This window comes from Nonomuraea sp. 3N208 (genome assembly GCF_052245935.1).
Lineage (GTDB): Bacteria > Actinomycetota > Actinomycetes > Streptosporangiales > Streptosporangiaceae > Nonomuraea.
In genome coordinates this window covers 311,621-337,591 of the sequence record NZ_JBQQBR010000001.1, presented here as the reverse complement: position 1 = coordinate 337,591, position 25,971 = coordinate 311,621, and the positions used below count along the sequence as shown (strand labels likewise).

The window sequence follows — 25,971 nt, the reverse complement described above, 5'->3', positions numbered from 1 at the left end:
GCTGCAGGGCCGACATGCTGGGGGCCGACATGCTGGGGGCGACGTCTCAGGCATGGGGCCACGTCGGCACAGCGCGACGCCCGACCCCCTGTGGAAAGCCGAAGCCGCCGGATCCGAGAGCGGAGCCGGCGGCTTGGGGAGGACGGGTGGGTCAGGCGGCGGCCGTGGCCATCTTGCGGAGGCGGGCCAAGGCGTCGCGTTCGATCCGGCGGGCCCGATCGCGGCCGATGCCGTACCGTTCGCCCACCTCCGTCAGCGTGTGCTCACGCCCGTCCACCAGCCCGTACCGCCACCGCAACATCTCGCTGGTCGGCCGCTCGAGCCCGGTCAGCCACTGGTCCAGCCGCTCCCGCTCCAGGATGTCGATCGCCTGCTGCTCGGGATCGGCCCACGTCTCGTCCGCGATCATGTCGCCGAGCTCGGTCTCGTCCTCGTCACCCACGCCCAGCTGGAGCGAGACGGGATCGGAGGCCCAGCGCCGCAGCTCACGCACCCGCTCGATCGGCAGCTCGAGGATCTCGGCAAGGTCGTCGTCGGTCGGCTCCGCGTCGAACTCGGCCAGCATGTCCCGGCGTACCCGCATCAGCCGGGTCATCTGCTCCCCGGCGTGCGTCGGCAGCCGCACCGGCCGCGCCTGCTCGTGGATGGCCCGCCCCACCGACTGCCTGATCCACCACGTCGCATAGGTGGAGAACTTGTATCCCCGCCGGTAGTCGAACTTCTCCACCGCCCGCACCAGGCCCAGATTCCCCTCCTGGACCAAGTCGATGAGCGGCATCCCCCGGCCGGAGTATTTCCTGGCCACCGCCACCACCAGTCGCAGGTTGGCCTGGATGAACTCGTCCTTCGCCCGCTGACCCGAGATGGCCAGGCGCTCCAGCTCCTCGTCGGCCGCATCCCCGATGCGCGGCTCCGAGCCCCCGCTGTCGAGCAACTGCTCGGCGAAGAGTCCCGCTTCGATCCGCTTGGCGAGCTCCACCTCTTCCTCCGCTGTGAGCAGCGGGACCCGGCCGATCTCTGCCAGGTATGTCCCCAGCAGATCTCGATCCGCGACGTGCTGCTCCTGCGTGCGACTCCCCGTAGGCCTTGCCATCCCCAGGCACCTCGTTCCGCAGCTGCGTTCTATATCCGGCCAACGTCCGGCCAGATGCAAAGATTCCCTAAAGCACTACGACCGAGGGAGGGTTCTGGATGTCCTCCTAAAGGAGGAGACCGCTCTGGAACACCTGGTGAACGAGGGGTACGCCGGGCCGATAGGCCAGATGGACGTATGAAGGGGCGTCGAGCACGACCAGGTCCGCGCGGGCTCCCGGCCGCAGCCACCCTACGTCCGCACGTCGCAACGCGCGCGCCCCGCCATAGGTGGCCGCCCTGATCGCCTCCAGCGGCGTCATCCGCATCTCGCGTACGGCCAGCGCCACGCAGAACGCCATCGACGACGTGTACGACGACCCCGGATTGCAGTCGGTGGCCAGCGCCACGGTGACCCCGGCGTCGATCAGCCGCCTGGCGTCCGGGTACGGCGACCTGGTCGAGAACTCGGCCCCGGGCAGCAACGTCGCCACCGTCTCAGAAGACGCCAGCGCGTCCACGTCCGCGGGCGTCAGGTGCGTGCAGTGGTCGGCGGAGGCGGCGCCCAGCTCGCAGGCGATCCGCACGCCCGGCCCCTCGCCGAGCTGGCTGGCGTGCACCCGCACCCCTAGCCCCGCCTTCATCCCCGCGCTCAGGATCTCCCGCGTCTGGTCCCCGTCGAACGCCCCGCGCTCGCAGAACACGTCCACCCACTTGGCGTACGGCGCGCACGCCTCCAGCATCTCTCCGGCCACGAGCCGCACGTAGGAGTCGGCGTCCATGTCCGGGGGCACCACGTGCGCCCCCAGGAAGGTGGTCTCGCCGGTCAGGCCAGCGGCGATCTCCAGGGAGCGCCGCTCGTCCTCGACGGTCAGCCCGTACCCGCTCTTGATCTCCACGGTTGTGGTGCCCTGGACACGCATCTCGTTCACGAGAGCGCGGGCGCGCGCCGCGAGCTCGGCGTCGTCGGCCTGTCGGGTGGCGGCGACGGTGGTCCTGATGCCGCCCCCGGTGTAGGGCTCGCCGGACATCCGGGCCTGGAACTCGGCCGTCCGGTCGCCGGCGAAGATCAGGTGCGCGTGGCTGTCGACGAAGCCGGGGATGACGGCGCGCCCTTGCACGTCCACTCGTTCGTCGGCGTCCGGGGCCTGTGCGGTGGGACCCGCCCAGGCCACCAGACCATCGGCCACGACCAGCGCCGCGTCGGCGATCTCTTCGCGCTCCGGGTCACCGGTGTACAGCAGCCCGATGCCGTCGATGAGGGTCGTGGTCATCGCAGGGCTCCTATCGCCTCGGCCAGCAGGGATCCGACGTCGCCCAGCACGTGCCTGCCGTTCTCGACCACGCGGCGGCCGCCGGACACCACCGAGTGCACGTCGGCCGCCGTGGCCGCGAATACCACGGCCTCCGGACCTCTCGCGCCTGCCGTGCGTACGGAGTCGAGCCTTACCGACACCAGGTCGGCCCGCGCGCCGGCCACGAGCATGCCCGCGTCGGGGAAGCCGAGTGAGGTGTGGCCGGCGTTGGTGGCGGCGGCGAGCAGGTCGGCGGCGGGCCAGTGGCCGCGTTTCCCGCTGGCCAGCCGCTCGTCCAGCTCGACCGCCCTGGCCTCCTCGAACAGGTCGATCACGGCGTGGCTGTCGGAGCCGAGCGTGATCGGCGCGCCCCGGTCGGCGAGGGTTCTGGCGGGGCCGATGCCATCGGCGAGGTCGCGTTCGGTGGTGGGGCACATGCAGATGTGCGTGCCCGAGTGGGCGAGCAGCTCGACGTCCACGTCGGTCAGGTGGGTGGCGTGCACGGCGGTCGAGCGCGGCCCCAGCGCCCCGTGCTCGTGGAGGAGCTGGACGGGCGTGGCGGCGTACATTTCGACGCAGGCCGCGTTCTCCGCACGCTGCTCGGAGACGTGCGCATGCAGGGGCGCCGCGTGCCGGTGGGAGAACTCGGCGACGACCGGCATCTGCTCGGGCGGCACCGCTCGCACCGAGTGGATGGCCGCGCCGATCTCCACGTCACCCTGACCTTCGTAGGAGTCGGCCAGGTCATCGGCCCTGACGGCCCAGCGCTCGGCGTCACCGTCGCCGAAGCGGGCCTGCGCGCCGGCCAGCGGCGCGCCCATGCCGCCGGACAGGTAACAGGTGTCGAGCAGCGCGATGCGCAGCCCGGCGGCGCGGGCGGCCTGGACGAGGGTGTGGCCCATGGTGTTGGGGTCGTCGTACGGCTTGCCGTCCGGCGCGTGGTGCAGGTAGTGAAACTCGCCCACGCACGTCACCCCGGCCAGCGCCATCTCGGCGTAGACCGCCGTGGCCAGGCGCAGGTAGGTGTCGGGGTCGAGCCGGGCGGCCACCTCGTACATACGATCCCGCCAGGTCCAGAAGTCGCCCTTGCCCTCCTGCGCGGCGCCCCTGAGCGCGCGGTGGAAGGCGTGCGAGTGGGCGTTGGCCAGGCCGGGGACGGTGATCCCGGCCAGGCGCTCGGCGGCCGCGGGCGGCGGCCCCTGGCCGATCCTGGCGATCCTGTTGCCCTCGACCACGACGAGCACGTCCTTCGCGACGCCATCGGGCAGCCAGGCCTGCTCGCACCAGTACGTCAGCGACACAGATCCTCCAGCACGTCCGCCAGCGCGACGACTCCCGACTCGCAGTCTGCCTGCTCGGCGTGCTCATCGGGGGAATGGGACACGCCGGTGGGGTTTCTGACGAACAACATCCCGGCCGGCACGCCCGCCGCGGCCATGATTCCCGCGTCGTGCCCGGCGCCGGTCGGCAGGATCGGCGCGGGCGTGTCGCCGCCGGCCACCCGGGCCAGCCGGTCCCTGAGCTCCGCGTCGAAGCAGACCACCGGCGTCCACGACTCCTCCTGCACGTCCAGCCCTTCGGCCAGCTCAGCCACCAGGTCACGCACGTCCCGCTCGTCCGCCCCGCGGGCGTCCAGCCAGGCGGAGACCCGGCCGGGGACGGCATTGGCGTTGCCGGGCGATAGGCGCACCTTGCCGACCGTGGCCACCACGCCGCGCCGCTCGGCGCTCGCACGGGCGGCCAGCACCATGCGGGCGAACGGCAGCATCGGGTCGTCGCGGTCGGCCAGCCTGGTGGTGCCCGCGTGGTCGGCCCGGCCGCGGAAGTCGAAGCGCCAGCGTCCGTGCGGCCAGATCGTGCTCGCCACGCCCACAGGACGTCCCTGGTCGACGAGCCCTCGGCCCTGCTCGACGTGGAGCTCCACGAACGTGCCGACCGTGGCCAGCGTCTCGTCGTCCCGCCCGATCCCGTACGGCTTGCGCCCGGCCCTGGTCATGACGTCGGCCAGGGTGTCGCCGTCGTCATCGGTCAGCGCGCGCGCCCTGTCCGGCTGGACCGCTCCCGTGAGCAGGCGCGACCCCATGCACGGCACGCCGAACCTGGCGCCTTCCTCGTCGGTGAAGCACACCACGCCCAAGGGCCGCCCCGGCGTCACACCGCGGTTCTTCAGCAGGTCGATCGCGGCGAAGGCCGATACCACCCCGAGCGGACCGTCGTACGCGCCGCCCTGCCGCACGGAGTCGAGGTGGCTGCCGGTCACCACGCCGGGCCGTCCGGCGGGGTCGCCCCACCAGGCCCACAGGTTGCCGTTGCGGTCCTCGCGCAGGTCGAGGCCGCGTCGCGCGGCCTCCCCCGCGAACCACTCCCGTAGCTCCATGTCGACCTCCGACCAGGCGTCCCTGACGTAGCCGCCGGTCGCCGGGTCCCGTCCTATGCGCGCGAGTGGTTCCAGCATGGACCCACAATAGTGAATGGATCCATTCAGTTGGCAGGTCCGGCCGCCGGCCGCAGGGTCAGCTCGGTCAGGTGGGCGTCGGGGCCTGCGGTGACGGCGGCCAGCACGGCCCGCGCCACGCTCTCCGCCCGCAGGTACTTGTCGGGCTCGAACGGGCCGCCCTCGTACCTGCGCACCTCGTGCTGCATGTCGGTGGCGACCCGGCCCGGGTAGACGGTGGTCACCCTGAGCTCGGGCTCCTCCAGCCGCAGCGCGTCGGCGAACGCCTTCAGCGCGAACTTGCTGGCCGCGTAGGCGGCCCAGTTGGGGTTCGCCCGCTGGCCGGAGCCCGAGTTGACGCACACGACGTGGCCGCGGGCCGCCCTGAGCGCGGGCAGCAGCAGCCTGGTCAGCTCGGCCACCGCGACGACGTTCACCTCCATGGTGCGACGCCAGACCTCGGCGGCCAGGTCGGCGATCCTGCCGAGCTCGGCGATCCCCGCGGAGTGCACCAGCAGGTCGAGCCGCTCGATGCCCGCCACGTCCGCCTCCGCGATCTCGGTCAGCTCCACCGGCCAGGGCCGCGCGTCGGGCAGCTCCGCCGCCACCTGGGCGAGCGCGCTCTCGTCCCGCCCGCCCAGGATGACGTGATGCGTGGGCCCCAGCGCCCTGGCGACGGCCGCGCCGACGCCCCGGGAAGCGCCGGTGACCAGCGCCGTAGGTCGTTCAGTCATGAGGGTCAGCCTATTGATGTTGACGGCTACTCAAATTTGAGTACAAACTTGAGTGCATGTCATCGATGCGCGTCCTGATCCTCGGCGTCCTCCTCAACGGCCCCATGAACGGCTACGGGGTTCGCAGACGGCTGGAGGGGATGAGCGCCGACGTCTGGGCCAGCGTCGCCTATGGCTCGATCTACCACGGACTCGGCAAAATGGCCGACGAGGGCCTGCTGGAGATCGTGGAGGGAGGCAAAGGCGGCAAGGGCGTCTACACGATCACGGAGGCGGGCCGCGAGGAGTTCCAGCGGCTGCTGCTGAAGGCCTGGCACGAGGTCAGACCCATCATCGACCCGTTCCAGGTGGCGCTGACGTTCATCGACAAGCTGGAAAAGCAAGAGCTTCTGAGCGCTCTGCATGGCAGGATGGCGCAGCTCAAGATGGGCGTCGAAACGATGGGCCACATCGTGGACGTCAAGCACCACCACGGCGCCCCTGATCACATCCGCGAGAACCTGCTACTGACACGGGCCATGCTCCAGGCCCAGCTCGACTGGATCGAGAAGGCGATTCCGCGCGTCGAGGCGGACGAATTGCCGTGACCTTCATCAAAGGAGTCTCATGATCGTTGAGGCGCACGACTTAAAGAAGACCTTCACCACCAGGAGCCGCAAGGGTCCGCAGACCGTCGAGGCCGTCCGCGGCGTCGACCTGGAGATCGAGAAGGGCGAGATCTTCGGTGTGCTCGGGCCCAACGGCGCCGGCAAGACCACCACGATCAGGATGCTGGCCACGCTGATCGCCCCCGACGCGGGCACGGCCGTGATCGCGGGGCACGACCTGCTCAAGGAGCCCGCCGCCATCAGGGGCAAGCTCGGGTACGTCAGCCAGGCCGGCGGTGTCGAGGACACGACCAGCGCCAGAGTCCAGGTCATGATGGCCGCGAAGATCCACGCCGTGGCCGATCCGAAGCAGGCGACGGCCGAGGTGCTGGAGCGCTTCGACCTCACCGAGATCGCCGACCGCCCCGGCCGTACGCTGTCCGGGGGCCAGAAGCGGCGGGTCGCCATCGCGATCGGCTTGGTGCACAACCCGCCGCTGCTCTTCCTCGACGAGCCCACCACCGGCCTGGACCCGCAGAACCGGGCCAACCTGTGGGACCGCATCGAGCAGCTCCGCGAGTCGGGCACCAGCGTGCTGCTCAGCACTCACTACCTGGACGAGGCCGACGCGTTGTGCGACCGGCTGGTGATCGTCGACCACGGCCTGGTCGTGGCCGAGGGCACCCCCGCCGCACTCAAGCGCGAGGTCTCCGGCGACGTGATCACACTCAGGGTCGACGATCCCGAGCGGGCCGCCGAGACGCTCGGGCCGCTGGTCCGCGAGACCCGCCTCGACGACGACCTGCTGCGCGTCTACGTGGACGACGGTGAGCACACACTGCCGGCGCTGCTGCGGGCATTGGAGGAGCAGGGTCTCAAGCTGAGTTCGATCGCGCTCGACCGCTCCACGCTCGACGACGTGTTCCTGGCCAAGACCGGCCGTTCGCTACGTGACACCGGAGCCGCCGCATGATCCGCCACACCGCCCTCTTCACCGGCTACGAGCTGAAGAAGTCGTTCAGCAATCCGATCTGGCCGCTGTTCGGCATCCTGCAGCCAGTGCTCTACCTGGTGATGTTCGCACCGCTGCTGAAGACCATGACGCCCGGCGGCACGACGGTCGATGCCCTGCGCCTGTTCACGCCGGCGGCGATGATGATGATCGCGGTCTTCGGGTCGATGTTCTCCGGGTTCGGGCTGATCGCCGAGCTGCGCGGCGGCTCGATCGAACGGTACGCCGTCAGCCCCGCGTGGCGCCCGGCCATCGTGCTCGGGCGGGTGGCCAAGGACATGGTCCAGCTGGTCTTCCAGGCGATTCTGGTGCTGATCGTGGCAATCGCCATGGGCGTGCGCATCGGGGCCGTCGAGCTGGTGCTCGTGCTGTTGCTCATGGCCGCGACCGGCCTGTTCGCCTCCAGCCTGTCGCAAGGGCTGGCGCTGACCATCCGGGACGAGAACGGCATGTCGCAGACGCTCAACCTGTTCATGCTGCCGATCATGCTGCTGGCCGGGCTGTTCGTGCCCATCTCCTTCGCGCCCGAATGGATGAAGGTGATCGCCCCGGTCAATCCGCTCTACCACGCGGTGGAGGCGGGGCGGGCGCTGTTCGCCGGGCAGCTGTCCGACTCCTCGATCCCGATCGCGTTCGCGGTTTTCATCGTGCTGGCGGTGGTGACCACGATCTGGTCGGTGCGGTCGCTAGGCAAGATCGCCGGGTAGGAACGTACCGGTTTCGTCGGTCATCCGCTCGTACTCCTCGAGCCGTGCCTGCGTACGCAGCGGCGCCGCGTCCGCCATGGCCTCCACCAGGGCCATGGCGAGGGCCAGCGGCGCCGCGTGCGAGTCGAACACGAGCCGGTCGCCGACGGGCGCATCCAGCACGACCTCGGCGGGGAAAACCGGCTTGTCGGTGATCGCCGCCACCCTGAGCCCCAGCTTCTCCGCGTACTCGAGGGCCTGCAGCGCCTCCGTGGGATAACGCGGCAGCACCACGGCCACCAGCCACTCCGCCCCGGCCCGCCGTGCCGCGTGCAACCCGTCGGCCAGCTCAGACCCGCCGTGGGTGAGCAGCCGCACGTCGGGGTGGATGCGGCGGGCGTAGTAGGCGAACGTGGTGGCCAGCCCGCAGGAGACCCGCAGGCCCAGCACGAGCAGGGGCTCGGTGGCGGCCAGTTGCTCACCCAGCTCCTTGAGCGGGAAAGCCGCCAGGCGCTCCCGCACCTGGGCCAGGTTGCGGATCTCAGAGTCGATGGCACCGCGCAGCAGGCTCTCCTGCGGCGCGCCGGCCCCGCCGGCGCCGCCGCCACCCAGCACGAGCGGACGCAACGCCTGGCGTAGCTCGGGGTATCCGGCGAAACCGAGCACCATGGCGAACCTGGTCACCGACGGCTGGCTGACCCCGGCCCGCTCGGCGAGCTCGACACTGGACAGGAAGATCGCCTCGTCCAGGTGCTCGCTGAGGTAGTGCGCGATTCTGCGCTGCACGGGCGACAACCTACGGCCATCCAGCAGTACACCCAGCCCACCGTGATATCCGTCCGCCACGCCACCTCCAACGCATCGTGCCCGGCATTCTCATCCCATCCTGTACACATCTGCCGGGGGCAGCGAACCCGGTGGTGCCGGTACGGGGTCAGGACTCTCGCATCGGGATGCGGACACCACGCGCGTCGGCGACCTCCACGGCCTCCTCGTAGCCGGCGTCCACGTGCCGCATGACCCCCGTCCCAGGGTCATTGGTGAGGACGCGGTTCACCTTCTCTCCCGCCAGCGCCGTGCCGTCGGCGACCGTCACCTGGCCGGCGTGGATGGAGCGCCCGATCCCGACCCCACCCCCATGGTGGATCGACACCCAGGCCGCACCCGAGGCCGTGTTGAGCAGGGCGTTCAGGAGCGGCCAGTCCGCGATCGCGTCCGACCCGTCCGCCATGGCCTCCGTCTCCCGGTACGGCGACGCGACGGACCCGCTGTCCAGATGGTCCCGCCCGATCACGATGGGTGCCTGAAGCTCTCCCGAGGCCACCATGTCGTTGAAGCGCTCCCCGGCCACGTTGCGCTCGCCGTACCCCAGCCAGCAGATCCGCGCGGGCAGCCCCTGGAAGTGCACCCTCTCCCCGGCTTTCCTGATCCACCGGGCGAGCGGCTCGTTCTCGGGGAAGAGCTCCAGGATGGCCCGGTCGGTGGCGGCGATGTCGGCGGGGTCGCCGCTGAGCGCCGCCCACCGGAACGGCCCCTTGCCCTCGCAGAACAGCGGCCGAATGTAGGCGGGCACGAACCCGGGGAAGTCGAAGGCCCGCGCGTAGCCGGCCGTCCGCGCCTCACCCCTGATCGAGTTGCCGTAGTCGAAGACCTCGGCCCCCGCGTCCTTGAACCCGACCATGGCCTCCACGTGCAGCGCCATCGAAGCACGGGCCCGCTCGGTGAAGCCGGCCGGATCCTTCTCCCGTGCGGCGGCCATGTCCTCGAAGGCGATGCCGAGCGGGAGGTACATCAGGGGATCGTGGGCGGAGGTCTGGTCCGTCACGATGTCGATCTCGGCCCCGCGGGCCAGCAACGCCGGCACGATGTCCGCGGCGTTCCCCACGACCCCGATCGACAGCGGCCGCCGCGCGTCGCGCGCCTCGTACGCCAGCCGCAGCGCCTCTTCCATCGAGGCGGCCTCCACGTCGAGGTAGCGGTGCTCGATGCGGCGGGTGACCGAGCGCGGGTCGCAGTCGACGCAGATGGCCACCCCGCCGTTCATGGTGACGGCCAGCGGCTGGGCGCCGCCCATCCCGCCCAGTCCCGCCGTCAGTGTGATCGTTCCGGCCATCGTCCCGCCGAACCGCTTGGCGGCGACGGCCGCGAACGTCTCGTACGTGCCCTGCAGGATGCCCTGCGTGCCGATGTAGATCCACGACCCGGCGGTCATCTGCCCGTACATGGTGAGCCCGGCCGCCTCCAGCCGCCGGAACTCCTCCCAGTTGGCCCAGTCGGGCACCAGGTTGGAGTTGGCGATCAGCACCCGCGGCGCCCATTCGTGCGTGCGGAACACGCCGACGGGCCGCCCCGACTGCACGAGGAGGGTCTCGTCGCCCTCGAGCGTCGTGAGCGTCCTGACCAGCGCGTCGTACGACGCCCAGTCCCGCGCCGCCTTCCCCGAACCGCCGTAGACGACCAGCTGCTCAGGGTGCTCGGCGACCTCCGGGTCCAGGTTGTTCTGGAGCATCCGGAGCGCCGCCTCCTGCGGCCACCCCTTTGCGGTGATCGTGGTGCCTCGCGGCGCGCGCACGGTGCGGCTCATGGCGACCCTCCTGAATGAAGGCATTCAACGATGTCTCCCGAAGACTACAACGACTATCCGACGAGGAACTGCGTGGCAGCCAGCTCGCGGTAGAGCTCGTCCGCGCCCACCAGCTCGGCGTGCGTGCCGACGGCCCGTACGCCGCCGGCCTCCATGACCACGATCCGGTCGGCGTTCGTCACCGTGGACAGCCGGTGCGCGATGACCAGCACGGTCGTCTCCATGGCGACCTCGGCGATGACCTCGCGCAGCCGCATCTCGTTGACCGCGTCGAGCTGCGAGGTGGCCTCGTCGAGCAGCAGCAGCCTGGGCTTGCGCAGCAGCGCCCGGGCGATGGCGACCCGCTGCCGCTCGCCGCCGGACAGCAGCACGCCCCGGTGCCCGACCGCCGTCTCGAGGCCCTCGGGCAGCCTGGCCACGAGGTCGTCGAGCCTGGTGCGGGCGAGGGCACGGCGCAGCTCCTCCTCGGTGGCGTCCTGGGCGGCGAAGAGCAGGTTTTCCCGCAGGGTGCCGGCCAGCACGGGGGCGTCCTGCTCGACGTACCCGAGTGAGGCACGCAGCTCACCCAGCGGCCAGTCGCGGATGTCCCGGCCGCCGATCTCGATCTTCCCGTCCTGGTGGTCGTAGAAGCGTTCGAGCAGGCCGAACACCGTGGACTTGCCTGCTCCCGACGGCCCCACCAGTGCGGTCAGCCCGCCGGGCGGCACCTCGAAGCTGACCCCGTCGTGCACGACCGGCCGGTCCTCGCCGTACCGGAACACCACATCCCGGAACGTGACCCCGATCGGCACCCCGCCCGATCCTGGGCCGCCCGACACCACGACCGGCTCGGCGGGCTCGGCCGGCAGCTCCTCGATCTCCTTGATGCGCTTCATCGCGGCCAGCCCCTGCTGGAGCTGAACCCCGCCCTGCACGAGCTGCCCGATCGGCGGCACCAGGTAGAACAGGTACAGCAGGAACGCGATCAGCGACGAGACCTCCAGCGCGCCGGAGGCGACCCTGGCCCCGCCGACGGCCAGCACGGCCAGGAACGCGATCTGCACCGCCATCCACGTCGCCACCCCGGCCAGCGAGGTCCACCCTGCCACCTGCAGCCCTCGGTCGCGGGCCTGCACCGCCGCCTCGCCGACCACGGCGATCTCCCGCTCCTCCGCGCCGCTCGCCTTCACGGTCCGGTACGCCTGCAGCGCCCGGTCCAGCACGGCCCCCATCTCGCCCACGGCCTCCTGGGCCTGCGACTGCGCCCGCTGGATCTTCGGCATGATGAGCGCGACCAGCCCGCCGATCACCACGATCACGAGCAGCGTGATCAGCAGCAGCACGCCGTCCATCGCCACCATCAAGATGATGGCCCCGACCAGCATGAACGCCGCGCTGACCGACTCGACGATGCCGTTGGTCAGCACCGCGCGCAGCAGCGTCGTGTCACCGGTCACCCGCGACAGCAGGTCGCCGGGCTTGAGCCGGTCCACGTCGGCGACCTTGAGCCGGAGCATCCTGTCGACGAGTCTGCGCCGGGCACCGAGCACGATGCCCTCGCCGGTGCGCTCCATCAGGTAACTGCCGGCGGCCGACACAACCGCGCCAACCAGCACCGCCGCGGTTAACCCCAGCAGCGGCCGGGCCATGGACCCACCTTCGCCGAAGGCGTCCACGACGTACTTGGCCAGCAACGGCATCGCCAGCCCCGCCGCCGAGCCGATCAACCCCAGCAGTCCGCCCAGGAACAGGACCTTCCGGTGCGGGCGCACGTAGGCAAGCAGCTCCTTGATCACCGCATCTCCTCTCACGACATTGCTCGATGAGCTCCAACGAACGGGACCACGCAATCCACACCGGTCAACCTAAATTGACGACCTAAGTATGTCAACTTTGGTTGACCCTCATCCTTGAGGAGGAGACCGACATCCGAATGCGGCCCACGGACGAATAGGGCGTCGAGGAACCCGGCCGGAACCTCGTACCAACCGATCAGCCCTTCGAAAGGACCGAAAATGGAGCTCCGGATCAACCGGCGCGCTCTTGTCGGACTTGGCCTCGCCGCAGCGGTTGCCGCGTCGTCGTTGGCCGTGCTCCGTACCGACTCCGGCATGGCTTCCTCGCACCGCGAGGCCCCCATGACCGCGGGTCTGCCGCAGATCGACAACACCGACGTGTACGCGTTCGTCAGCCCGGACAAGGCCGACACGGTGACCCTGCTGGCCAACTGGAACGGATTCCAGGAGCCCAACGGCGGCCCCAACTTCTACCCGTGGGACACCCGCGCGCGATACAACATCAAGATCGACAACAACGGTGACGGCAAGACCGACATCACGTACCAGTGGATGTTCCGCGACGAGGACAAGCGCGGCAACACCACGTTCCTGTACAACAACGGCCCCGTCACCTCGCTGAACGACCCCAACCTGCTCTTCCGCCAGCGCTACACGCTCAAGCGGATCACGCCGAACGGCACCCAGACGCTGGTCTCGGACGGCATCGCGGCGCCGAGCAACGTCGGCCCGGCCTCCATGCCGGACTACGGCAGCCTGCGCGCCCAGTCCATCAAGAGCCTGCCGAGCGGCGGCAAGACGTTCGCCGGCCAGTCGGACGAGGCGTTCTTCCTGGACCTGCGCGTGTTCGACCTGCTCTACGGCGGCAACCTGTCGGAGGTCGGCCAGGACACCACCAGGGGCTACAACGTCAACACGATCGGTCTCCAGGTGCCACAGAAGGACCTCGCGCTCAAGGGCGACCCCAAGCGCAACCCGGTGATCGGCATCTGCTCGACGACCGACAAGTTCAACGGCAGCAGGTACGTCCAGGTTTCGCGCCTGTGCAACCCGCTGGTGAACGAGGTCGTCGCGCCCGCCGGCCTCAAGGACGCCTACAACGCCCTGGACCCGTCGAAGGACGCCGACGTGGCGGCCCTGGTCAAGCGGGTCACCGACCCCGAGGTGGCCAGGCTGCTCGAGGCCATCTACGGCATCAAGGCCCCCGCGACCCCGCGTAACGACCTGGTCGAGATCTTCCTCACCGGCATCGCCAAGCAGAACGGCCCCATCAAGGCCGACCTGAACTCGCAGGTGCTCAACAAGGACGCGGGCAAGCTACGTCCCTCCGAGCAGTTGCGGCTCAACATGTCGATCCCGCCCTCGAAGGACCCGAACAGGCTCGGCGTCCTGGCCGGCGACCTGCAGGGCTTCCCGAACGGCCGCCGGCTCGGCGACGACGTCGTGGACATCGAGCTGCAGGCCCTGGCCGGCGCCGCGCAGTCCGGCAAGCTCGTGCCCGGCCTGACGGACAAGGTGGACATGAACGACAAGCCGTTCGGCCAGTCGTTCCCGTACATCCCGCTGCCCAGCAACGTCGCTGTGAACCAGCGCTAGACCCTCGACCGGCCGGTTCCCTCTCTCCAAACCGGCCGGTCCACCCCGGCGGCAGACCCCCGTCTCCCATCGTCTGCCGCCAGCGAGAGGGCCGGCCGGCCGTGCTCCCCGTCACGTCCGGCCGGCCCGACACCCAGCTCTGGAGCCTTCGACATGCGCACCCTCGCGATATTCGCCGGATTCGCCCTCATCGGGGCAATGATCTTTACGATCGTCTCCTTCTCCGCGACGCCCGCGTCCGAGCCTGCGGCGGCGGCCAAGCCCTTCACCGAGACCCTCCAGGAGCGGCTCAAGCGCCTGCCCGGCGACTACCGGGGCTGGGCCGAGCTCGGCTCTCAGTACGTGGACCAGGCCAGGATCACCGGCGACCCGTCGTACTACGCCAAGGCCGAGGGCGCGCTCGACACCGCCGCCAAGCTGAAGCCCGGCGACGACGCGGTGCTCGCGGGCCAGGCCGCCCTGGCGGCCGGCCGCCACGAGTTCTCCGACGCGGTACGGCTGGCCGAGCGGGCCCTCGACGCCAACCCGTACTCCGCCGCGGCCTACGGCGTGCTGGCCGACGCCAAGACCCAGCTCGGGGACCTGCGCGGCGCGGAGCGGGCCGTGGCCAAGATGCTGGACCTGCGCCCGGGGGTGGCGGCGTTCGCCCGCGCCTCCTACGCCGCCGAGCTTCGCGGCGACCAGGACAAGGCCCGCGAGTATCTGGAGTACGCGCACAAGGACGCCTGGCTGCCGGCCGACCTCGCCTACGCCCGCTACTACCTGGGCGAGCTGGCGCTCCACGAAGGCGACCTGGCCACGGCGAACACCTGGTACACCAAGGCCCTGCAGGCCTACCCCGCCTACACGCCGGCCGTCGCCGGCCAGGCCAAGGCGGCGGCGCTCGGCGGCCGGCTGAACGAGGCGCTCGAGATCTACGAGCGGGTCGTCGAACGGCTCCCGCTTCCCCAATACCTCATCGAGCAGGGCGAGACCCAGCTCAAGGCCGGTGGGCGGCCCGACTGGACGTTGCTCAAGGCGCAGCGGCGACTGTTCGAGTCCGCGGGCGTGCAGGACTTCCTGACGTGGGCGGAGTTCGAGGCCGACCACGGGGATCCGGATCTGGCCGTGAAGTATGCCAGGACCGAGTACGACCGCAACCAGAACCCCGTCTCCGCCGACGTCCTCGCCTGGTCCCTGTACAAGGCGGGCAAGCCGGACGAGGCACTGCCTTACGCGAAGAAGGCCACCTCGACCGGCTGGCGGAACCCGCTGCTCAGCTACCACCGGGCCAAGATCGAGCAGGCGCTCGGCCGCTCGGTGCGTGTGGACCCCGGCTTCGATCCGTCACTCTCCGCCCTCGCGAGGTTCTCATGAGACCGGTCCGGCTCGGCCTGCTGTCCGGGGCGGCGGCCCTGCTGCTGTCCCTGTGCGCGGGCGTCCTGCTGCCCGGCTCTGCCCGGGCTGCGTCGTCGCTGCACCCGCTCGGCAAATTCACCGCCAACCACTACAACGGCCTGCGGATCACCCCGTCCGAGGTACGCAACCTCGCCGTCGTGGACCTGGCCGAGCTGCCGACCCTGCAGGCCAAGCCGCAGGTCAACGCCGGGTACGCGGCCCGCCGCTGCGCCGCGCTCGCCGCCACGCAACGTCTCGTGGTCGCCGGGAAGGCGGTGCCGTGGCGGGTGGCGAGCTCCGAGTTCGCCTACGCCCCCGGCGAGGGAGGTCTCCAGACCAGCCGCCTGACCTGCCGGCTCGTCACCGAGGTCCGCGCTTCGGGTGCCGTGGAGTTCACCGACGGGTTCGAGCAGGACAGGATCGGCTGGCGTGAGATCACCGCCGTCGGCGACGGGGTACGGCTGTCCCGTTCGTCGGTGCCCGCCGCGAGCGTGAGCCGGGAGCTTCGGACGTACCCCGACGATCTGCTTTCCGACCCGCTCGACCAGCGCACCGCCACGCTGACCGTGGCGGGCCCGGGCGCCGGCCTGTCGTCCCCGGGCGGGTCGGACGGTGGCGGTGGCGCCGTCGCGCCGGGCGGGATCGGGATCGGCGGGCCTATCGGTGACGCGCTGAGCGCCCTGGACCGGACGTTCACCGAGCTCGTCGGCTCGGACTCGCTGACCGTGCCGCTCGGGCTGCTGGCCGTCGGGCTGGCGGTGGTGCTGGGGGCCGGGCACGCGCTGATCCCCGGGCACGGCAAGACGATCATGGCCGCGTACCTGGCCGGGCGGCGCGGCCGCCCGCGCGACGCGATCGTAGTGGGGGCGACGGTGACGGCCACGCACACGGTCGGGGTGCTGGTGGTGGGCTTGCTGCTGACCGTGTTCACGACGCTGGCCGGGGAGTCGGTGCTGGCCTGGCTTGGGGTAGCCAGTGGCGCCTTGATCGCCGTCATCGGTCTCCGCCTCCTCATGAACGCGCGCCGCGGCTCCCTCCACGGCCACGCCCACGGGCATGGCCACGGCCACGGACACGGACACGACCCCGGTCAGGCTCACGACCACGAAGGCGACGGCAGAGACAGGGACACGGCCAAGAGCCGGCGCGCCGGTCTCGTGGGGCTCGGCGTGGCGGGCGGCCTCGTCCCCAGTCCTTCAGCCTTGATCGTCCTGCTCGGCGCGATCGCTCTCGGCCGCACCTGGTTCGGCGTGGCGCTGGTGACCGCCTACGGCGTCGGCATGGCCGCGACGCTGACCATCACCGGCCTGCTCCTGGTCAAGCTGGTGGACCGCCTGGAACAACGGGCCTCCGCTGGCCGGCGCCTGGCCGCCAAGGTGTCCGGCCTGGCCCCGCTCGGCACTGCCACTATGGTCGTCCTCCTGGGCGCGGGCCTCGCCCTCCGCTCGGCGGTCGCCCTCTAGCGCGACCGCCCAACCCATCCTATAGTCATGTCCATGACTACTCATGGGCATGACTAGCGCATGGCCCTTCGACACGCCGTCCTCGCGGCCCTGCTCGACGGCGAATACAGCGGCTACCAGCTCACCAAGATCTTCGACGTCGGAGTCGCCAACTTCTGGTACGCCGCCCCGCAGCAGCTCTACGCCGAGCTGACCAAGCTGGAGGCCGGCGGCCTGGTGGCCGGGCGGGAGGTCGTCCAGCAGGGCCGGCCCAACAAGCGGGTGTTCAAGGTCACCGACACAGGCGTTGAGGAGCTGGCCTCCTTCGCCGCGGCCCCGGCCAAGCCCCTGCTCATCCGCGAGGACCTGGCCGTCAAGGTCCACGCCGTGGACGTGCTCGACCCCGCGCCGCTGATCGCGCAGCTCCAGGAGCGGGCCGAGCAGGCCGCAGCCAAACTGGCGTTCTTCGAGCAGACTCTGGTGCGCCTGCGCGGCAACCGGGACGAGGAGACGTTCCTGCGCGAGGGAGAGCGGATCGGCTCTTACCTGTCCTGCCTGGCCGGATGCCGGCTGGAGCGGGAGATGCGCGATTGGTGCCTGCAGACCGCGCGGACGCTGAGCGAGCGCGCCGCCCACGCCGGAAGGACGACCTCATGACCTACAGCCGATACGTCGCGCTCGGCGACAGCCAGACCGAGGGCCTGGGCGACGGCGACGACGTCCGCGGCCACCGCGGCTGGGCCCACCGCCTCGCCGAGCACCTGTCCCGCGCCAATCCCGAGCTGCTCTACGCCAACCTCGCCGTCCGCGGCCGCCAGGCCTCCCAGATCCGCGACGAGCAACTGCCGGTCGCCCTGGAGCTGCGCCCCGACCTGGCCACGGTCATGGCGGGCATGAACGACGTGATCCGCTCCGGCTTCGACGCCGCCGCGGTTGTGGACGCCGTGGAGGACATGTTCGCCGCGCTGACCGGCGCCGGGGCCCACGTGGTCACCGTGACATTTCCCGACATCGGGAAGATCGCGCCGCTGGCCCGCCCCCTCGTGCCCAGACTGCTCGACTACAACTCCCGCGTCCGAGAGGCCGCCGCCCGCCACGGGGTCACGCTGATCGACACGTACCCGCTGCCGTACATCACCGACGCCAGGATGTGGAGCGTGGACCGGCTGCACGCCAGCCCCGAGGGTCACACCCGCTTCGCCGCCGCGGTCGCGCACGCGCTGGAGCTGCCGGACAGCGACGACACCTGGATGGCCCCGCTCCCGCCCCTGGCCGCGCCGTCGGCCTGGCGCGCAGCGGCGACGGAGGCGCGGTGGCTGGCCACGTTCCTGGGGCCGTGGCTCGCCCGCCGCCTGCGCGGCCGCTCCTCAGGCGACGGCCGCACCGCCAAACGCCCACTGCTCACACCGATGATCGGTGGCGATCAGTCAATCTCGGGCACGTCGGGATAGTCGAAGTCGGCATCGCCGTCGTCGGCCCGCCGTAGTTGGATGTCCTGAAGCCATGCCAGAGCGAACCGCCGGACCTGTCTGATCTGCTCTTCGCCAAGTCCATAAGCTTCGAATTCCTCGTCGTCTATGGAGTCGACAGCCTCCAATCGCGAAGCCAGCGCATAGGGCGAGAAATAGTCGTTGTGCGGCTTGGCGAGGCTCTCGAGTGCCTGGAAGCTGTAGAGGTGTGCCACCGACGCGACGTCGATGATGTCTCGCGCATAGCTACGCTCGTGCAATGCCCGCATTTTGAGCCCGATCGCGTCCTCCACACTCAGCACCCGCAGCATGCCTCAGGTAGCCGGGCGCTGCTGGAACGCTTCGCGCAGCAGGTCGAACTCGCACCACTCGCCAGTCGTCGCGTCCTCGACCATCAGCCGACCCGACCGCGGCGTGACCTCGATGATCGACGCGCTCAAACCGGCGCTTTGGAACGCTCCAATAACCCCGGCGGCGACGCTGGGCAGCGGCAATTCCTCGGCCGTGGCGAAGTCGAGGTCCTTGCTCGGGCGGTCGGTGAAGCCGTGAGCCTTGATCGCGTAGCCGCCTGCGAGCACCAAGCCGTAGCGCTCGCAGACGGGCAACACAGCGTGGAGCAACCGCTCATGGAAAGGCGGAAAGTACATCAGGCGGCCGTATCCCGCCGCAGCGGGAGCTTCCTCTCCCACGCGCGACGGTAGGCGGGCCCGAGCCCCTTGCTCAGGAGCGGCCAATCCTTGACAAGGTGATCCGCGTTCAAGTACGTCTCATAGTCGACACGGCGCCCGCCGGTGATGACGATGCGATACATCGACAACCGCAACCGATAGTTGGACAGGTCGAAGCGGGTCAGGCCCGACCACACCAGGTGGTTCGGCAGAGGCACAACGCCCTCGGCCGGCCCGTGGAGATCGTCCAGGGAGTCGGGGATCTTGTCCTCCAACCCCTCATACAACGGAGGAAGTGCCATACCTCAAGTATGCCGACGACCACGCCGCGTGGAAGGCAGATCGTGACGCCCCGAGAGAAACTCCTGGAAGGCGATCTTGACCTTGATCACCGGCCGCCGCCACCTCTCCTCACGATGGATCGCCCTGGCCATCTTGCGCGGCGACTTCTTGGCGAAGAACCAGTGCGCCCACGGCGACCCCGGCCGGGCCAGCCGGATCGCCCCGACCAGGAGCATCGGCGGCACGAACAGCCCTGCCATCCCGGTCCAGATCTTCCCTTTCAGCAGCGTGACGACTGCCAGCACCAGGTTGGCGACGATCAGCGCGGTGGGATTGACCCAAGTGCCGTAGTTCCATATCAAAGGACGCAGACCGATGAGGAGCAGGCCGGTTACCGCGATCGCGATGAACACCGCGTCGACCGACGTCCGTCCTTCCTCCTCCCAGTACACATCGTGCAGGTGCAGGATCAGCGCGAACTCGTCCAGCACGAGCGCGGAGCCGAGCCCGAACACGCAGGCCGCCGCCACGTACCCGGCCTGTGAGGCGGACGAGACGATGAGCCCGGTCACCCCACCGATCATCATCAGGATGACGCCGAACACGACGTGGTGGATGTGCATCTCCCCCACGCTCACGTTGCGGAACCAGCCGACCTTCGCCCTGATCAGGCGCACATTGATGCGGGTCGCAACGAACGCCACGATGAGCGTGACGAAGTAACAGAACAGCGGCAGCCGTCCCGTGGCGACGATGTTGTACTGAAACCAATCCCCCATGACTTACCACGATGGTACGAGTCGCATGCCGGGATCGCGTCAGGACAGGAACCCGCGCAACAGCGCGGCGGTGCCCTCCAGGTGTTCGGTCATCGCCCGCCGGGCCGCTTCGGGGTCGCCGGCGAGGATGGCGTCCACGATGGCCTGGTGTTGCAGGGCGGCGTGGTCCAGGTTGACCTGGAGCATCGGGATCGCGTTCAGCAGGTCGCTCACCCGGGATCGCGCGTCGGCGCAGGTCGTCGCCAGCAGGGTCGAGCCGGTCAGCTCGGCGATCGACAGGTGGAAGGCGGTGTCGAAGCGGCGATAGTCCTCCAGGGACGCCTTGTTCAGCTCCGACAACCTGCGCAGCAACAGGGCCCGCTTCTCCTCGGTCAGCTCGGAGGTGGCCAGGACCTGGGCCGCGCCGCACTCCACGGCCAGCCGGAACGTCAGGGCGTCCGAAAGGTCGTCCATGCCCATGTCCGCCACGACCTGCCGCAGGTCTCCGGCGTTCGGTTTGGGCGGCGCGTACGTGACGAACGCGCCCCCGTACCGTCCTCGCCGTACGTCCAGATAACCCGCGTCCGACAAGGCGCGGATCGCCTCGCGGAGGGTCACCCTGCTGATGCCGAGCTGGACGGCCAGCTCGCGCTCGGCAGGCAGCTTGCCGCCCGGCGCCACCACGCCCAGTTTGATGGCCTGGAGCAGCCGTTCCACGGTCTCCTCGAAGGCGTTGCCCGCCCTGACCGGGCGCAGCACCGTCATCAAACGTGCCGACTCGTCCAACGTGTCCTCAGGTCTTGACAAGCGATCCCGGCATGCACATCAATGGTCTGAGACTAGCCCAATCAACGGGAAAGCGCGCCATGCCAGATGGGAGCGACGTCACGTGAGCGAAGGGTTCCTGACCGTCGACGAACTGCGTGACGAGGTGGCGGCCGGGCGGATCGACACCGTTCTGCTGGCGATCGCCGACATGCAGGGTCGGTTGCAGGGCAAGAGGTTGTCGGCGCGCTACTTTCTCGAAGAGGTGCTGCACCACGGCTCCGAGGGCTGCAACTACCTCCTCGCGGTGGACGTGGACATGAACACCGTCTCCGGCTATGCGATGTCGTCCTGGGACCGCGGGTACGGCGACTTCGTGATGAAGCCGGACCTGGCCACGCTGCGCCGGGTGCCGTGGCAGGAGGGGACCGTGATGCTGATGGCGGACCTGGCGTGGGAGGGCGGCGGCGACGTGACCGCCTCGCCCCGCCAGATCCTGCGCAAGCAGCTGGCCCGGCTGGCCGAGCGCGGCCTGGCCGCGTACGTGGGCACCGAGCTGGAGTTCGTCGTCTACGAGGACAGCTACGAGGACGCGTGGAAGCGCGCCTATCGCGACATGTCGCCCGCGAACCTCTACAACGTCGACTACTCCCTCCTCGGCACCGCCCGCATCGAGCCACTGCTGCGCCGCATCAGGCGCAGCATGGAAGGCGCCGGTCTGTACGTCGAGTCCGCCAAGGGCGAGTGCAACCTGGGCCAGCACGAGATCGCCTTCCGCTACGACGAGGCGCTCAAGACATGCGACAACCACGCGATCTACAAGAACGGCGCCAAGGAAATCGCCGCCCAGGACGGCAAGTCGATCACCTTCATGGCCAAGCCGAACCAGCGCGAGGGCAATTCCTGCCACATCCACATCTCGCTGCGCAGCGTGGAGGGCGATCCTGTGATGGCGGGCGAGGGGCCGTACGGGCTGTCGCCGCTCGGCGCCCGCTTCATCGCCGGGCAGCAGGCCTGCCTGCGTGAGCTCACCCTCATGTACGCCCCCAACATCAACTCCTACAAGCGCTACGTGCCCGGCAGCTTCGCCCCCACGGCCGTCAAGTGGGGCGTCGACAACCGCACCTGCGCGCTCCGCCTCGTCGGCCACGGCCAGTCGCTGCGCGTGGAGAACCGGGTGCCGGGCGGCGACGTCAACCCGTACCTGGCGGTGTCCGCGCTGATCGCGGCCGGCCTGTACGGGATCGACAACGAGCTGCCGCTGGAGGACCCCTTCGAGGGCAACGCCTACGCCTCGGGTGCCGAGACCGTGCCGCACACGCTGCGCGACGCGCTCGCCCTGTTCGAGGGGTCGAAGCTGGCCCGCGTGGCGTTCGGCGAGGACGTGGTCGAGCACTACGCGAACAACGCGCGGGTGGAGCTGGCCGCGTTCGACGCGGCGGTGACGGATTGGGAGATGTTCCGTGGGTTCGAACGGATGTGAGCATGAAGATCGTTAATCCGGCGACCGAGGACGTGCTCGCCGAGGTCGAGATGGCCGACGCGGCCGAGGTCGACCGGGCGGTGGAGCGTGCCGGGAAGGCGTACCCGGCGTGGCGTGACGTGGCGCCCGGTGACCGGGCGCGGCTGCTGCGGCGCTTCGCCGACCTGGTGGGCGAGCACGGCGAGGAGCTGGCGGGGCTGGAGCTGGCCAACGCCGGGCACCCGATCGGGAGCGCCCGCTGGGAGGCCGGCGCCGTACGCGACGTCCTGCACTTCTACGCCGCCGCCCCCGAACGCAACCACGGCAAGCAGATCCCGGTGCCCGGCGGCGTGGACATCACGTTCCAGGAGCCCCTGGGCGTGGTGGGCGTCATCGTGCCATGGAACTTCCCCATGCTGATCATGTCATGGGGCGTGGCCCCCGCGCTTGCGGCCGGTAACACCGTGATCGTCAAGCCGGCGGAATGGACTCCGCTGACGGCGCTGAGGCTGGCGGAGCTGGCCTTGGCGGCGGGCCTCCCCGAGGGGGTGCTCCAGGTTCTGCCTGGGGCAGGGGAGGTCGCGGGGGCCCGGCTGGTCGAGCATCCGGACGTAGCCAAGATCGTCTTCACCGGCTCGACCGAGGTCGGCAAGGAGATCGCCGCCAAGGCGGCGGCGCAGGTGAAGCGGTTGACGCTGGAGCTGGGCGGCAAGTCGGCGAACATCGTCTTCGCGGACGCGGATCTCGAGAAGGCCGCGAAGACCGCGCCCTACGCCGTCTTCGACAATGCGGGCCAGGACTGCTGCGCCCGTTCCAGGCTGCTCGTCCAGGCCGACGTGTACGACGAGTTCATGGCCCTGCTCGCGCCCGCCGTCCAGGGCGTCAGGGTCGGCGACCCGCTCGACGAGAGCACCGAGATGGGCCCGCTGATCAGCGCCGAGCACCTCGAACGGGTCCGCGGCTTCGTCCAGGACCCCTACCTGCAGGGGTCCTGTCCGGAGGGGAAGGGCTACTGGTTCCCGGCGACCGTGCTGACCCCGGAGGTCACCGACCGGGCGTTCACCGAGGAGATCTTCGGGCCCGTGGTGTCGGTGGCGCCGTTCAAGGACGAGGCGGACGCCGTCAGGATCGCCAACGACACCCCGTACGGACTGAGCGGCTCCATCTGGACCCGCGATGTCGGGCGGGCGCTGCGGGTGGCCAGGGCGGTCGAGTCGGGTGCGCTCTCGGTGAACTCGCACTCCTCGGTCCGCTACTGGACGCCCTTCGGCGGCTTCAAGCAGTCCGGCCTCGGCAGGGAGCTCGGCCCGGACGCCCTGGCGGCGTTCACCGAGACCAAGAACGTCTTCATTTCCTGGGAGTGACATAGTGCAGCGGTTGCAGGATCGGGTGGCGGTCATCACCGGCGCGGGCAGCGGCATCGGGCTCGCCACGGCCCGCAGGTTCGCCGATGAGGGCGCCAAGGTCGTCTGCGTGGACGTCGACGAGGAGGCGGGCGCCAAGGCCGCGAACGAGGTCGGCGGCCTCTTCGTCAAGGCCGACGTGACCAGCGAGGACGACGTCGTCAGGATGTTCCAGACGGCGTACGACACCTACGGGAGCGTCGACATCGCCTTCAACAACGCCGGCATCTCGCCGCCCGACGACGACTCGATCCTGGAGACCGGCATCGACGCCTGGCGCCGCGTCCAGGAGGTCAATCTGACCAGCGTCTACCTGTGCTGCAAGCACGTCATCCCGTACATGCGGCGGCAGGGCAAGGGCTCGATCATCAACACGGCGTCGTTCGTGGCCGTCATGGGGTCGGCGACGTCACAGATCTCCTACACCGCTTCCAAGGGCGGCGTGCTGGCGATGTCGCGGGAGCTGGGCGTGCAGTTCGCCAGGGAGGGCATCCGGGTGAACGCCCTGTGCCCCGGGCCGGTGAACACGCCGTTGCTGCGGGAGCTGTTCGCCAAGGATCCGGAGCGGGCGCAGCGGCGGCTGGTGCACGTTCCGGTGGGGCGGTTCGCCGAGGCGTCGGAGATCGCGGCGGCGGTGGCGTTCCTGGCGAGTGACGACGCGTCGTTCATCACGGCCAGCGAGTTCCTGGTGGACGGCGGCATCTCCGGCGCCTACGTGACGCCGCTCTAGGAGGAATCTTGCGTCCGGTCATCGGGATCACGTGTTACGTCGAGCCGGCGAAGTTCACGGTGTGGGCGGACATGACCGTCGCGTTGCTGCCGTACATGTACGTGGAGCAGGTCGTCCGCGCCGGCGGGCAGCCGGTCGTGCTGCCGCCGGCCGGCGATCCCGCGCGGCTCGTGGAACGGCTGGACGGGCTCATCCTGGCCGGCGGGGGTGACATCGACCCGGCGAGGTACGGCCATGAGCCGGAGGAAAAGATTGGGTATGTCCGCGGCTTCCGGGATGAAGCGGAGTTCGCGGTGCTGGCCGCCGCCCTCGACGCCGGACTGCCGTACCTGGGGATCTGCCGCGGCCTCCAGGTCCTCAACGTCGCCCTCGGCGGCACCCTGCACCAGCACCTCCCCGACGTGGTCGGGCACGAGGGGCACTCCCCCGCGCCCGGCCGTTTCGGCCCCCTGCCCGTCGTCCCCGTGCCAGGCACGCGCCTGGCCAAGGCGCTGGGCACGGAACCCGTGACGGTCCCGCACTACCACCACCAAGCCGTCGACCGGCTCGCCCCCGGCCTCACGGTCTCGGCGACCGCCGAGGACGGCACGATCGAGGCGGTCGAAATGGACTCGGGGTCGTTCACGATGGCAGTGCAGTGGCACCCGGAGGCGGCCGAGGACTGCGCGATCTTCGAGACCTTCGTGGCGGCCTGCCGCTAGCGGACCTGCTTGAGCACGCTGTCCAAGACGACGACGCCCGCGCCGTACTTCTGGTCGAGCTTGCGGCGCAGATCGTCGCCGGCCACCCAGGTGGCCACCTTCACCTGGTTCGTGATCTCATCGGTGGACGCCGACACGAGGCCGTCGCCCACCGCGGTCTCGGCCTCCCGCTGGATGCGCTGCAACTCTGCCTCGCTGTGCCGGGCGCCGGTCACGCACAGCGCGCCGCCCCACACCTCGCGGATCCACCCCTCGCGGCCCTGAAGATCGCCGGTGAACCTCAGGTTGACCACGTATTTGCGCGCGTCGAGGGTCTCTTCCTGCTCGGGGTCGGGCTCTGTCCCGAGCCGGTCGATCCAGGCTCCCGCGAACTCCTTGACCGTCCTGGCCCGCTCGATCGCCTCCTTCATGGTCCGCTCCGTCGTCTTCGCGGGCTCGACGGGCCGCCAACCGCCCGCGGGCTCGGGGCACGGGCTCGCGAACCTGTCCTGCCCCTCCGGATCCTCCTGGCCCCGTACCGGCTCCCCCGGCGGCTCGGTCAGCGTCAGCTTGCCGCCGTCCCAGGTGCCGACCACCCGGTACTCGCCCCATTTCACGTCGCGCAGCGACTCGTGCTTCACCTTGCTCCAGTCCCAGCCCACCACATCCGGACCACCGCACTGCGGCGGGAGCGAGTCGGCCACCGCCATGCACAGCTGCGGCCCGTGTCCGCCGCCTTCGAGCACCGTCAGGCTTGCCTCGTATCGAGGAGGCGGCGCCGGGGAGGCGGCACTCTCGGTGCCGCAAGACGTGATGGTCAGGGCGGCCGCGAGCCCGAGCGCCGCCGTTCGCTGATTCATGCCCCTTCAACGTGACCGCCGCCCAAGCGGTTCACGGGCGGTGCGAACGCGACAAGACCCCCGTAACGGCACTAGGCTTGCGGACATCACCGACGAAACCGTGCGGGAGAGCACCCTGACAGCCGGTCAGGGTCCCTGAAGGAGCAAGCCCTCCCCGCGAACCTCTCAAGGCAAAGGACCGCACGGACGAGGTGTCCTCTGGAAAGCAGGCCTGTGGGCCTCGCCGAAGGTGAAAGTCCGGCAAAACCCGGGCGAAGCTCTCAGGCATCGATGACAGAGGGGGAGGATGCTGGCATCCGAT

General features: G+C 70.0%; 26 protein-coding genes and 2 riboswitches. Of the genes, 12 read left to right on the top strand and 14 right to left on the bottom strand.

The window, feature by feature from the left end:
• Positions 1-151 precede the first annotated feature (151 nt).
• The 5 genes from ACTWPT_RS01610 to ACTWPT_RS01590 form a co-directional block, all read right to left on the bottom strand.
• Positions 152-1,093, bottom strand: coding sequence for a sigma-70 family RNA polymerase sigma factor (locus ACTWPT_RS01610; protein WP_443175395.1), 942 nt, complete (start codon positions 1,091-1,093; stop codon positions 152-154).
• 106 nt (positions 1,094-1,199) lie between these two features.
• The gene (gene hutI, locus ACTWPT_RS01605) at positions 1,200-2,345 is read right to left on the bottom strand and encodes an imidazolonepropionase (protein ID WP_443175394.1); all 1,146 of its coding nucleotides are present in this window, start codon (positions 2,343-2,345) and stop codon (positions 1,200-1,202) included.
• On the bottom strand, positions 2,342-3,667 hold the full coding sequence (locus ACTWPT_RS01600) for a formimidoylglutamate deiminase (protein ID WP_443175393.1): 1,326 nt from the start codon (positions 3,665-3,667) through the stop codon (positions 2,342-2,344). Before ACTWPT_RS01600 ends, hutI begins: the two co-directional genes overlap by 4 nt.
• On the bottom strand, positions 3,658-4,821 hold the full coding sequence (locus tag ACTWPT_RS01595) for an allantoate amidohydrolase (protein WP_443175392.1): 1,164 nt from the start codon (positions 4,819-4,821) through the stop codon (positions 3,658-3,660). The genes ACTWPT_RS01600 and ACTWPT_RS01595 overlap by 10 nt, the downstream gene beginning before the upstream one ends.
• A gap of 26 nt (positions 4,822-4,847) precedes the next feature.
• Positions 4,848-5,534 carry an SDR family oxidoreductase gene (locus ACTWPT_RS01590; protein ID WP_443175391.1) on the bottom strand — a complete coding sequence of 229 codons (687 nt, stop codon included), beginning with the start codon at positions 5,532-5,534 and terminating at the stop codon, positions 4,848-4,850.
• Positions 5,535-5,590: 56 nt separating this feature from the next.
• On the opposite strand from ACTWPT_RS01590, the gene ACTWPT_RS01585 reads away from it, so the two are divergent.
• The 3 genes from ACTWPT_RS01585 to ACTWPT_RS01575 are packed head-to-tail and all read left to right on the top strand — an operon-like array spanning position 5,591 to position 7,840.
• Positions 5,591-6,121: a PadR family transcriptional regulator gene (locus tag ACTWPT_RS01585; RefSeq protein ID WP_443175390.1), complete on the top strand. Its 531-nt coding sequence runs from the start codon at positions 5,591-5,593 to the stop codon at positions 6,119-6,121.
• Positions 6,122-6,140: 19 nt separating this feature from the next.
• Positions 6,141-7,094 carry an ATP-binding cassette domain-containing protein gene (locus tag ACTWPT_RS01580; protein ID WP_443175389.1) on the top strand — a complete coding sequence of 318 codons (954 nt, stop codon included), beginning with the start codon at positions 6,141-6,143 and terminating at the stop codon, positions 7,092-7,094.
• Positions 7,091-7,840, top strand: a complete 750-nt coding sequence (locus tag ACTWPT_RS01575) for an ABC transporter permease (RefSeq protein WP_443175388.1) — start codon at positions 7,091-7,093, stop codon at positions 7,838-7,840. Before ACTWPT_RS01580 ends, ACTWPT_RS01575 begins: the two co-directional genes overlap by 4 nt.
• Here the strand turns inward: ACTWPT_RS01575 and ACTWPT_RS01570 are convergent.
• The 3 genes from ACTWPT_RS01570 to ACTWPT_RS01560 form a co-directional block, all read right to left on the bottom strand.
• Positions 7,820-8,605: a MurR/RpiR family transcriptional regulator gene (locus ACTWPT_RS01570; protein WP_443175387.1), complete on the bottom strand. Its 786-nt coding sequence runs from the start codon at positions 8,603-8,605 to the stop codon at positions 7,820-7,822. The two genes, ACTWPT_RS01575 and ACTWPT_RS01570, sit on opposite strands and share 21 nt — an antisense overlap.
• A gap of 148 nt (positions 8,606-8,753) precedes the next feature.
• A complete protein-coding gene (gene hutU / locus ACTWPT_RS01565; RefSeq protein ID WP_443175386.1) occupies positions 8,754-10,403 on the bottom strand; it encodes a urocanate hydratase in 1,650 nt (549 codons plus the stop codon).
• Between the two features lie 53 nt (positions 10,404-10,456).
• A complete protein-coding gene (locus ACTWPT_RS01560; RefSeq protein WP_443175385.1) occupies positions 10,457-12,178 on the bottom strand; it encodes an ABC transporter ATP-binding protein in 1,722 nt (573 codons plus the stop codon).
• Positions 12,179-12,397: 219 nt separating this feature from the next.
• Here ACTWPT_RS01560 and ACTWPT_RS01555 point away from each other — a divergent pair, with 219 nt between their 5' ends.
• The 5 genes from ACTWPT_RS01555 to ACTWPT_RS01535 all read left to right on the top strand — a co-directional run bounded on the left by ACTWPT_RS01555 (position 12,398) and on the right by ACTWPT_RS01535 (position 18,044).
• The gene (locus ACTWPT_RS01555; protein ID WP_443175384.1) at positions 12,398-13,774 is read left to right on the top strand and encodes a DUF4331 domain-containing protein; all 1,377 of its coding nucleotides are present in this window, start codon (positions 12,398-12,400) and stop codon (positions 13,772-13,774) included.
• A gap of 153 nt (positions 13,775-13,927) precedes the next feature.
• The gene (locus ACTWPT_RS01550) at positions 13,928-15,130 is read left to right on the top strand and encodes a tetratricopeptide repeat protein (RefSeq protein ID WP_443175383.1); all 1,203 of its coding nucleotides are present in this window, start codon (positions 13,928-13,930) and stop codon (positions 15,128-15,130) included.
• A complete protein-coding gene (locus tag ACTWPT_RS01545; RefSeq protein ID WP_443175382.1) occupies positions 15,127-16,614 on the top strand; it encodes a nickel/cobalt transporter in 1,488 nt (495 codons plus the stop codon). Before ACTWPT_RS01550 ends, ACTWPT_RS01545 begins: the two co-directional genes overlap by 4 nt.
• Positions 16,615-16,674: 60 nt before the next feature.
• Positions 16,675-17,250, top strand: coding sequence for a PadR family transcriptional regulator (locus ACTWPT_RS01540; RefSeq protein WP_443175381.1), 576 nt, complete (start codon positions 16,675-16,677; stop codon positions 17,248-17,250).
• Entirely contained in the window at positions 17,247-18,044 is a 798-nt protein-coding gene (locus ACTWPT_RS01535; RefSeq protein ID WP_443175380.1) for an SGNH/GDSL hydrolase family protein, read from the top strand. The genes ACTWPT_RS01540 and ACTWPT_RS01535 overlap by 4 nt, the downstream gene beginning before the upstream one ends.
• Here ACTWPT_RS01535 and ACTWPT_RS01530 read toward each other — a convergent pair.
• Genes ACTWPT_RS01530 through ACTWPT_RS01510 form a run of 5 tightly spaced genes read right to left on the bottom strand, consistent with a single transcriptional unit; the run spans position 18,017 to position 20,535 of the window.
• Complete coding sequence (locus ACTWPT_RS01530; RefSeq protein WP_443175379.1) at positions 18,017-18,373, bottom strand: nucleotidyl transferase AbiEii/AbiGii toxin family protein; 357 nt, start codon at positions 18,371-18,373, stop codon at positions 18,017-18,019. The genes ACTWPT_RS01535 and ACTWPT_RS01530 overlap by 28 nt on opposite strands.
• A gap of 3 nt (positions 18,374-18,376) precedes the next feature.
• Positions 18,377-18,709, bottom strand: coding sequence for a nucleotidyl transferase AbiEii/AbiGii toxin family protein (locus ACTWPT_RS01525; protein ID WP_443175378.1), 333 nt, complete (start codon positions 18,707-18,709; stop codon positions 18,377-18,379).
• The gene (locus tag ACTWPT_RS01520; protein WP_443175377.1) at positions 18,709-19,032 is read right to left on the bottom strand and encodes a hypothetical protein; all 324 of its coding nucleotides are present in this window, start codon (positions 19,030-19,032) and stop codon (positions 18,709-18,711) included. Before ACTWPT_RS01520 ends, ACTWPT_RS01525 begins: the two co-directional genes overlap by 1 nt.
• A 3-nt stretch (positions 19,033-19,035) precedes the next feature.
• Positions 19,036-19,791, bottom strand: a complete 756-nt coding sequence (locus ACTWPT_RS01515) for a hypothetical protein (RefSeq protein ID WP_443175376.1) — start codon at positions 19,789-19,791, stop codon at positions 19,036-19,038.
• 39 nt (positions 19,792-19,830) lie between these two features.
• Positions 19,831-20,535: a FadR/GntR family transcriptional regulator gene (locus ACTWPT_RS01510; RefSeq protein ID WP_443175535.1), complete on the bottom strand. Its 705-nt coding sequence runs from the start codon at positions 20,533-20,535 to the stop codon at positions 19,831-19,833.
• A gap of 124 nt (positions 20,536-20,659) precedes the next feature.
• Between ACTWPT_RS01510 and ACTWPT_RS01505 the strand changes: the two genes are divergently transcribed.
• Genes ACTWPT_RS01505 through ACTWPT_RS01490 form a run of 4 tightly spaced genes read left to right on the top strand, consistent with a single transcriptional unit; the run spans position 20,660 to position 24,831 of the window.
• Complete coding sequence (locus ACTWPT_RS01505) at positions 20,660-22,018, top strand: glutamine synthetase family protein (RefSeq protein ID WP_443175375.1); 1,359 nt, start codon at positions 20,660-20,662, stop codon at positions 22,016-22,018.
• 2 nt (positions 22,019-22,020) lie between these two features.
• Positions 22,021-23,361, top strand: a complete 1,341-nt coding sequence (locus ACTWPT_RS01500) for an aldehyde dehydrogenase family protein (RefSeq protein ID WP_443175374.1) — start codon at positions 22,021-22,023, stop codon at positions 23,359-23,361.
• Between the two features lie 4 nt (positions 23,362-23,365).
• A complete protein-coding gene (locus ACTWPT_RS01495) occupies positions 23,366-24,130 on the top strand; it encodes a 3-oxoacyl-ACP reductase (protein ID WP_443175373.1) in 765 nt (254 codons plus the stop codon).
• An 8-nt stretch (positions 24,131-24,138) separates the two neighbouring features.
• A complete protein-coding gene (locus tag ACTWPT_RS01490; protein WP_443175372.1) occupies positions 24,139-24,831 on the top strand; it encodes a gamma-glutamyl-gamma-aminobutyrate hydrolase family protein in 693 nt (230 codons plus the stop codon).
• Here the strand turns inward: ACTWPT_RS01490 and ACTWPT_RS01485 are convergent.
• A complete protein-coding gene (locus ACTWPT_RS01485) occupies positions 24,828-25,670 on the bottom strand; it encodes a hypothetical protein (protein ID WP_443175371.1) in 843 nt (280 codons plus the stop codon). The two genes, ACTWPT_RS01490 and ACTWPT_RS01485, sit on opposite strands and share 4 nt — an antisense overlap.
• Positions 25,671-25,763: 93 nt before the next feature.
• Positions 25,764-25,861, top strand: a riboswitch (glycine riboswitch).
• Positions 25,862-25,957: riboswitch (glycine riboswitch) on the top strand.
• The last annotated feature ends 14 nt before the right edge of the window (positions 25,958-25,971 follow it).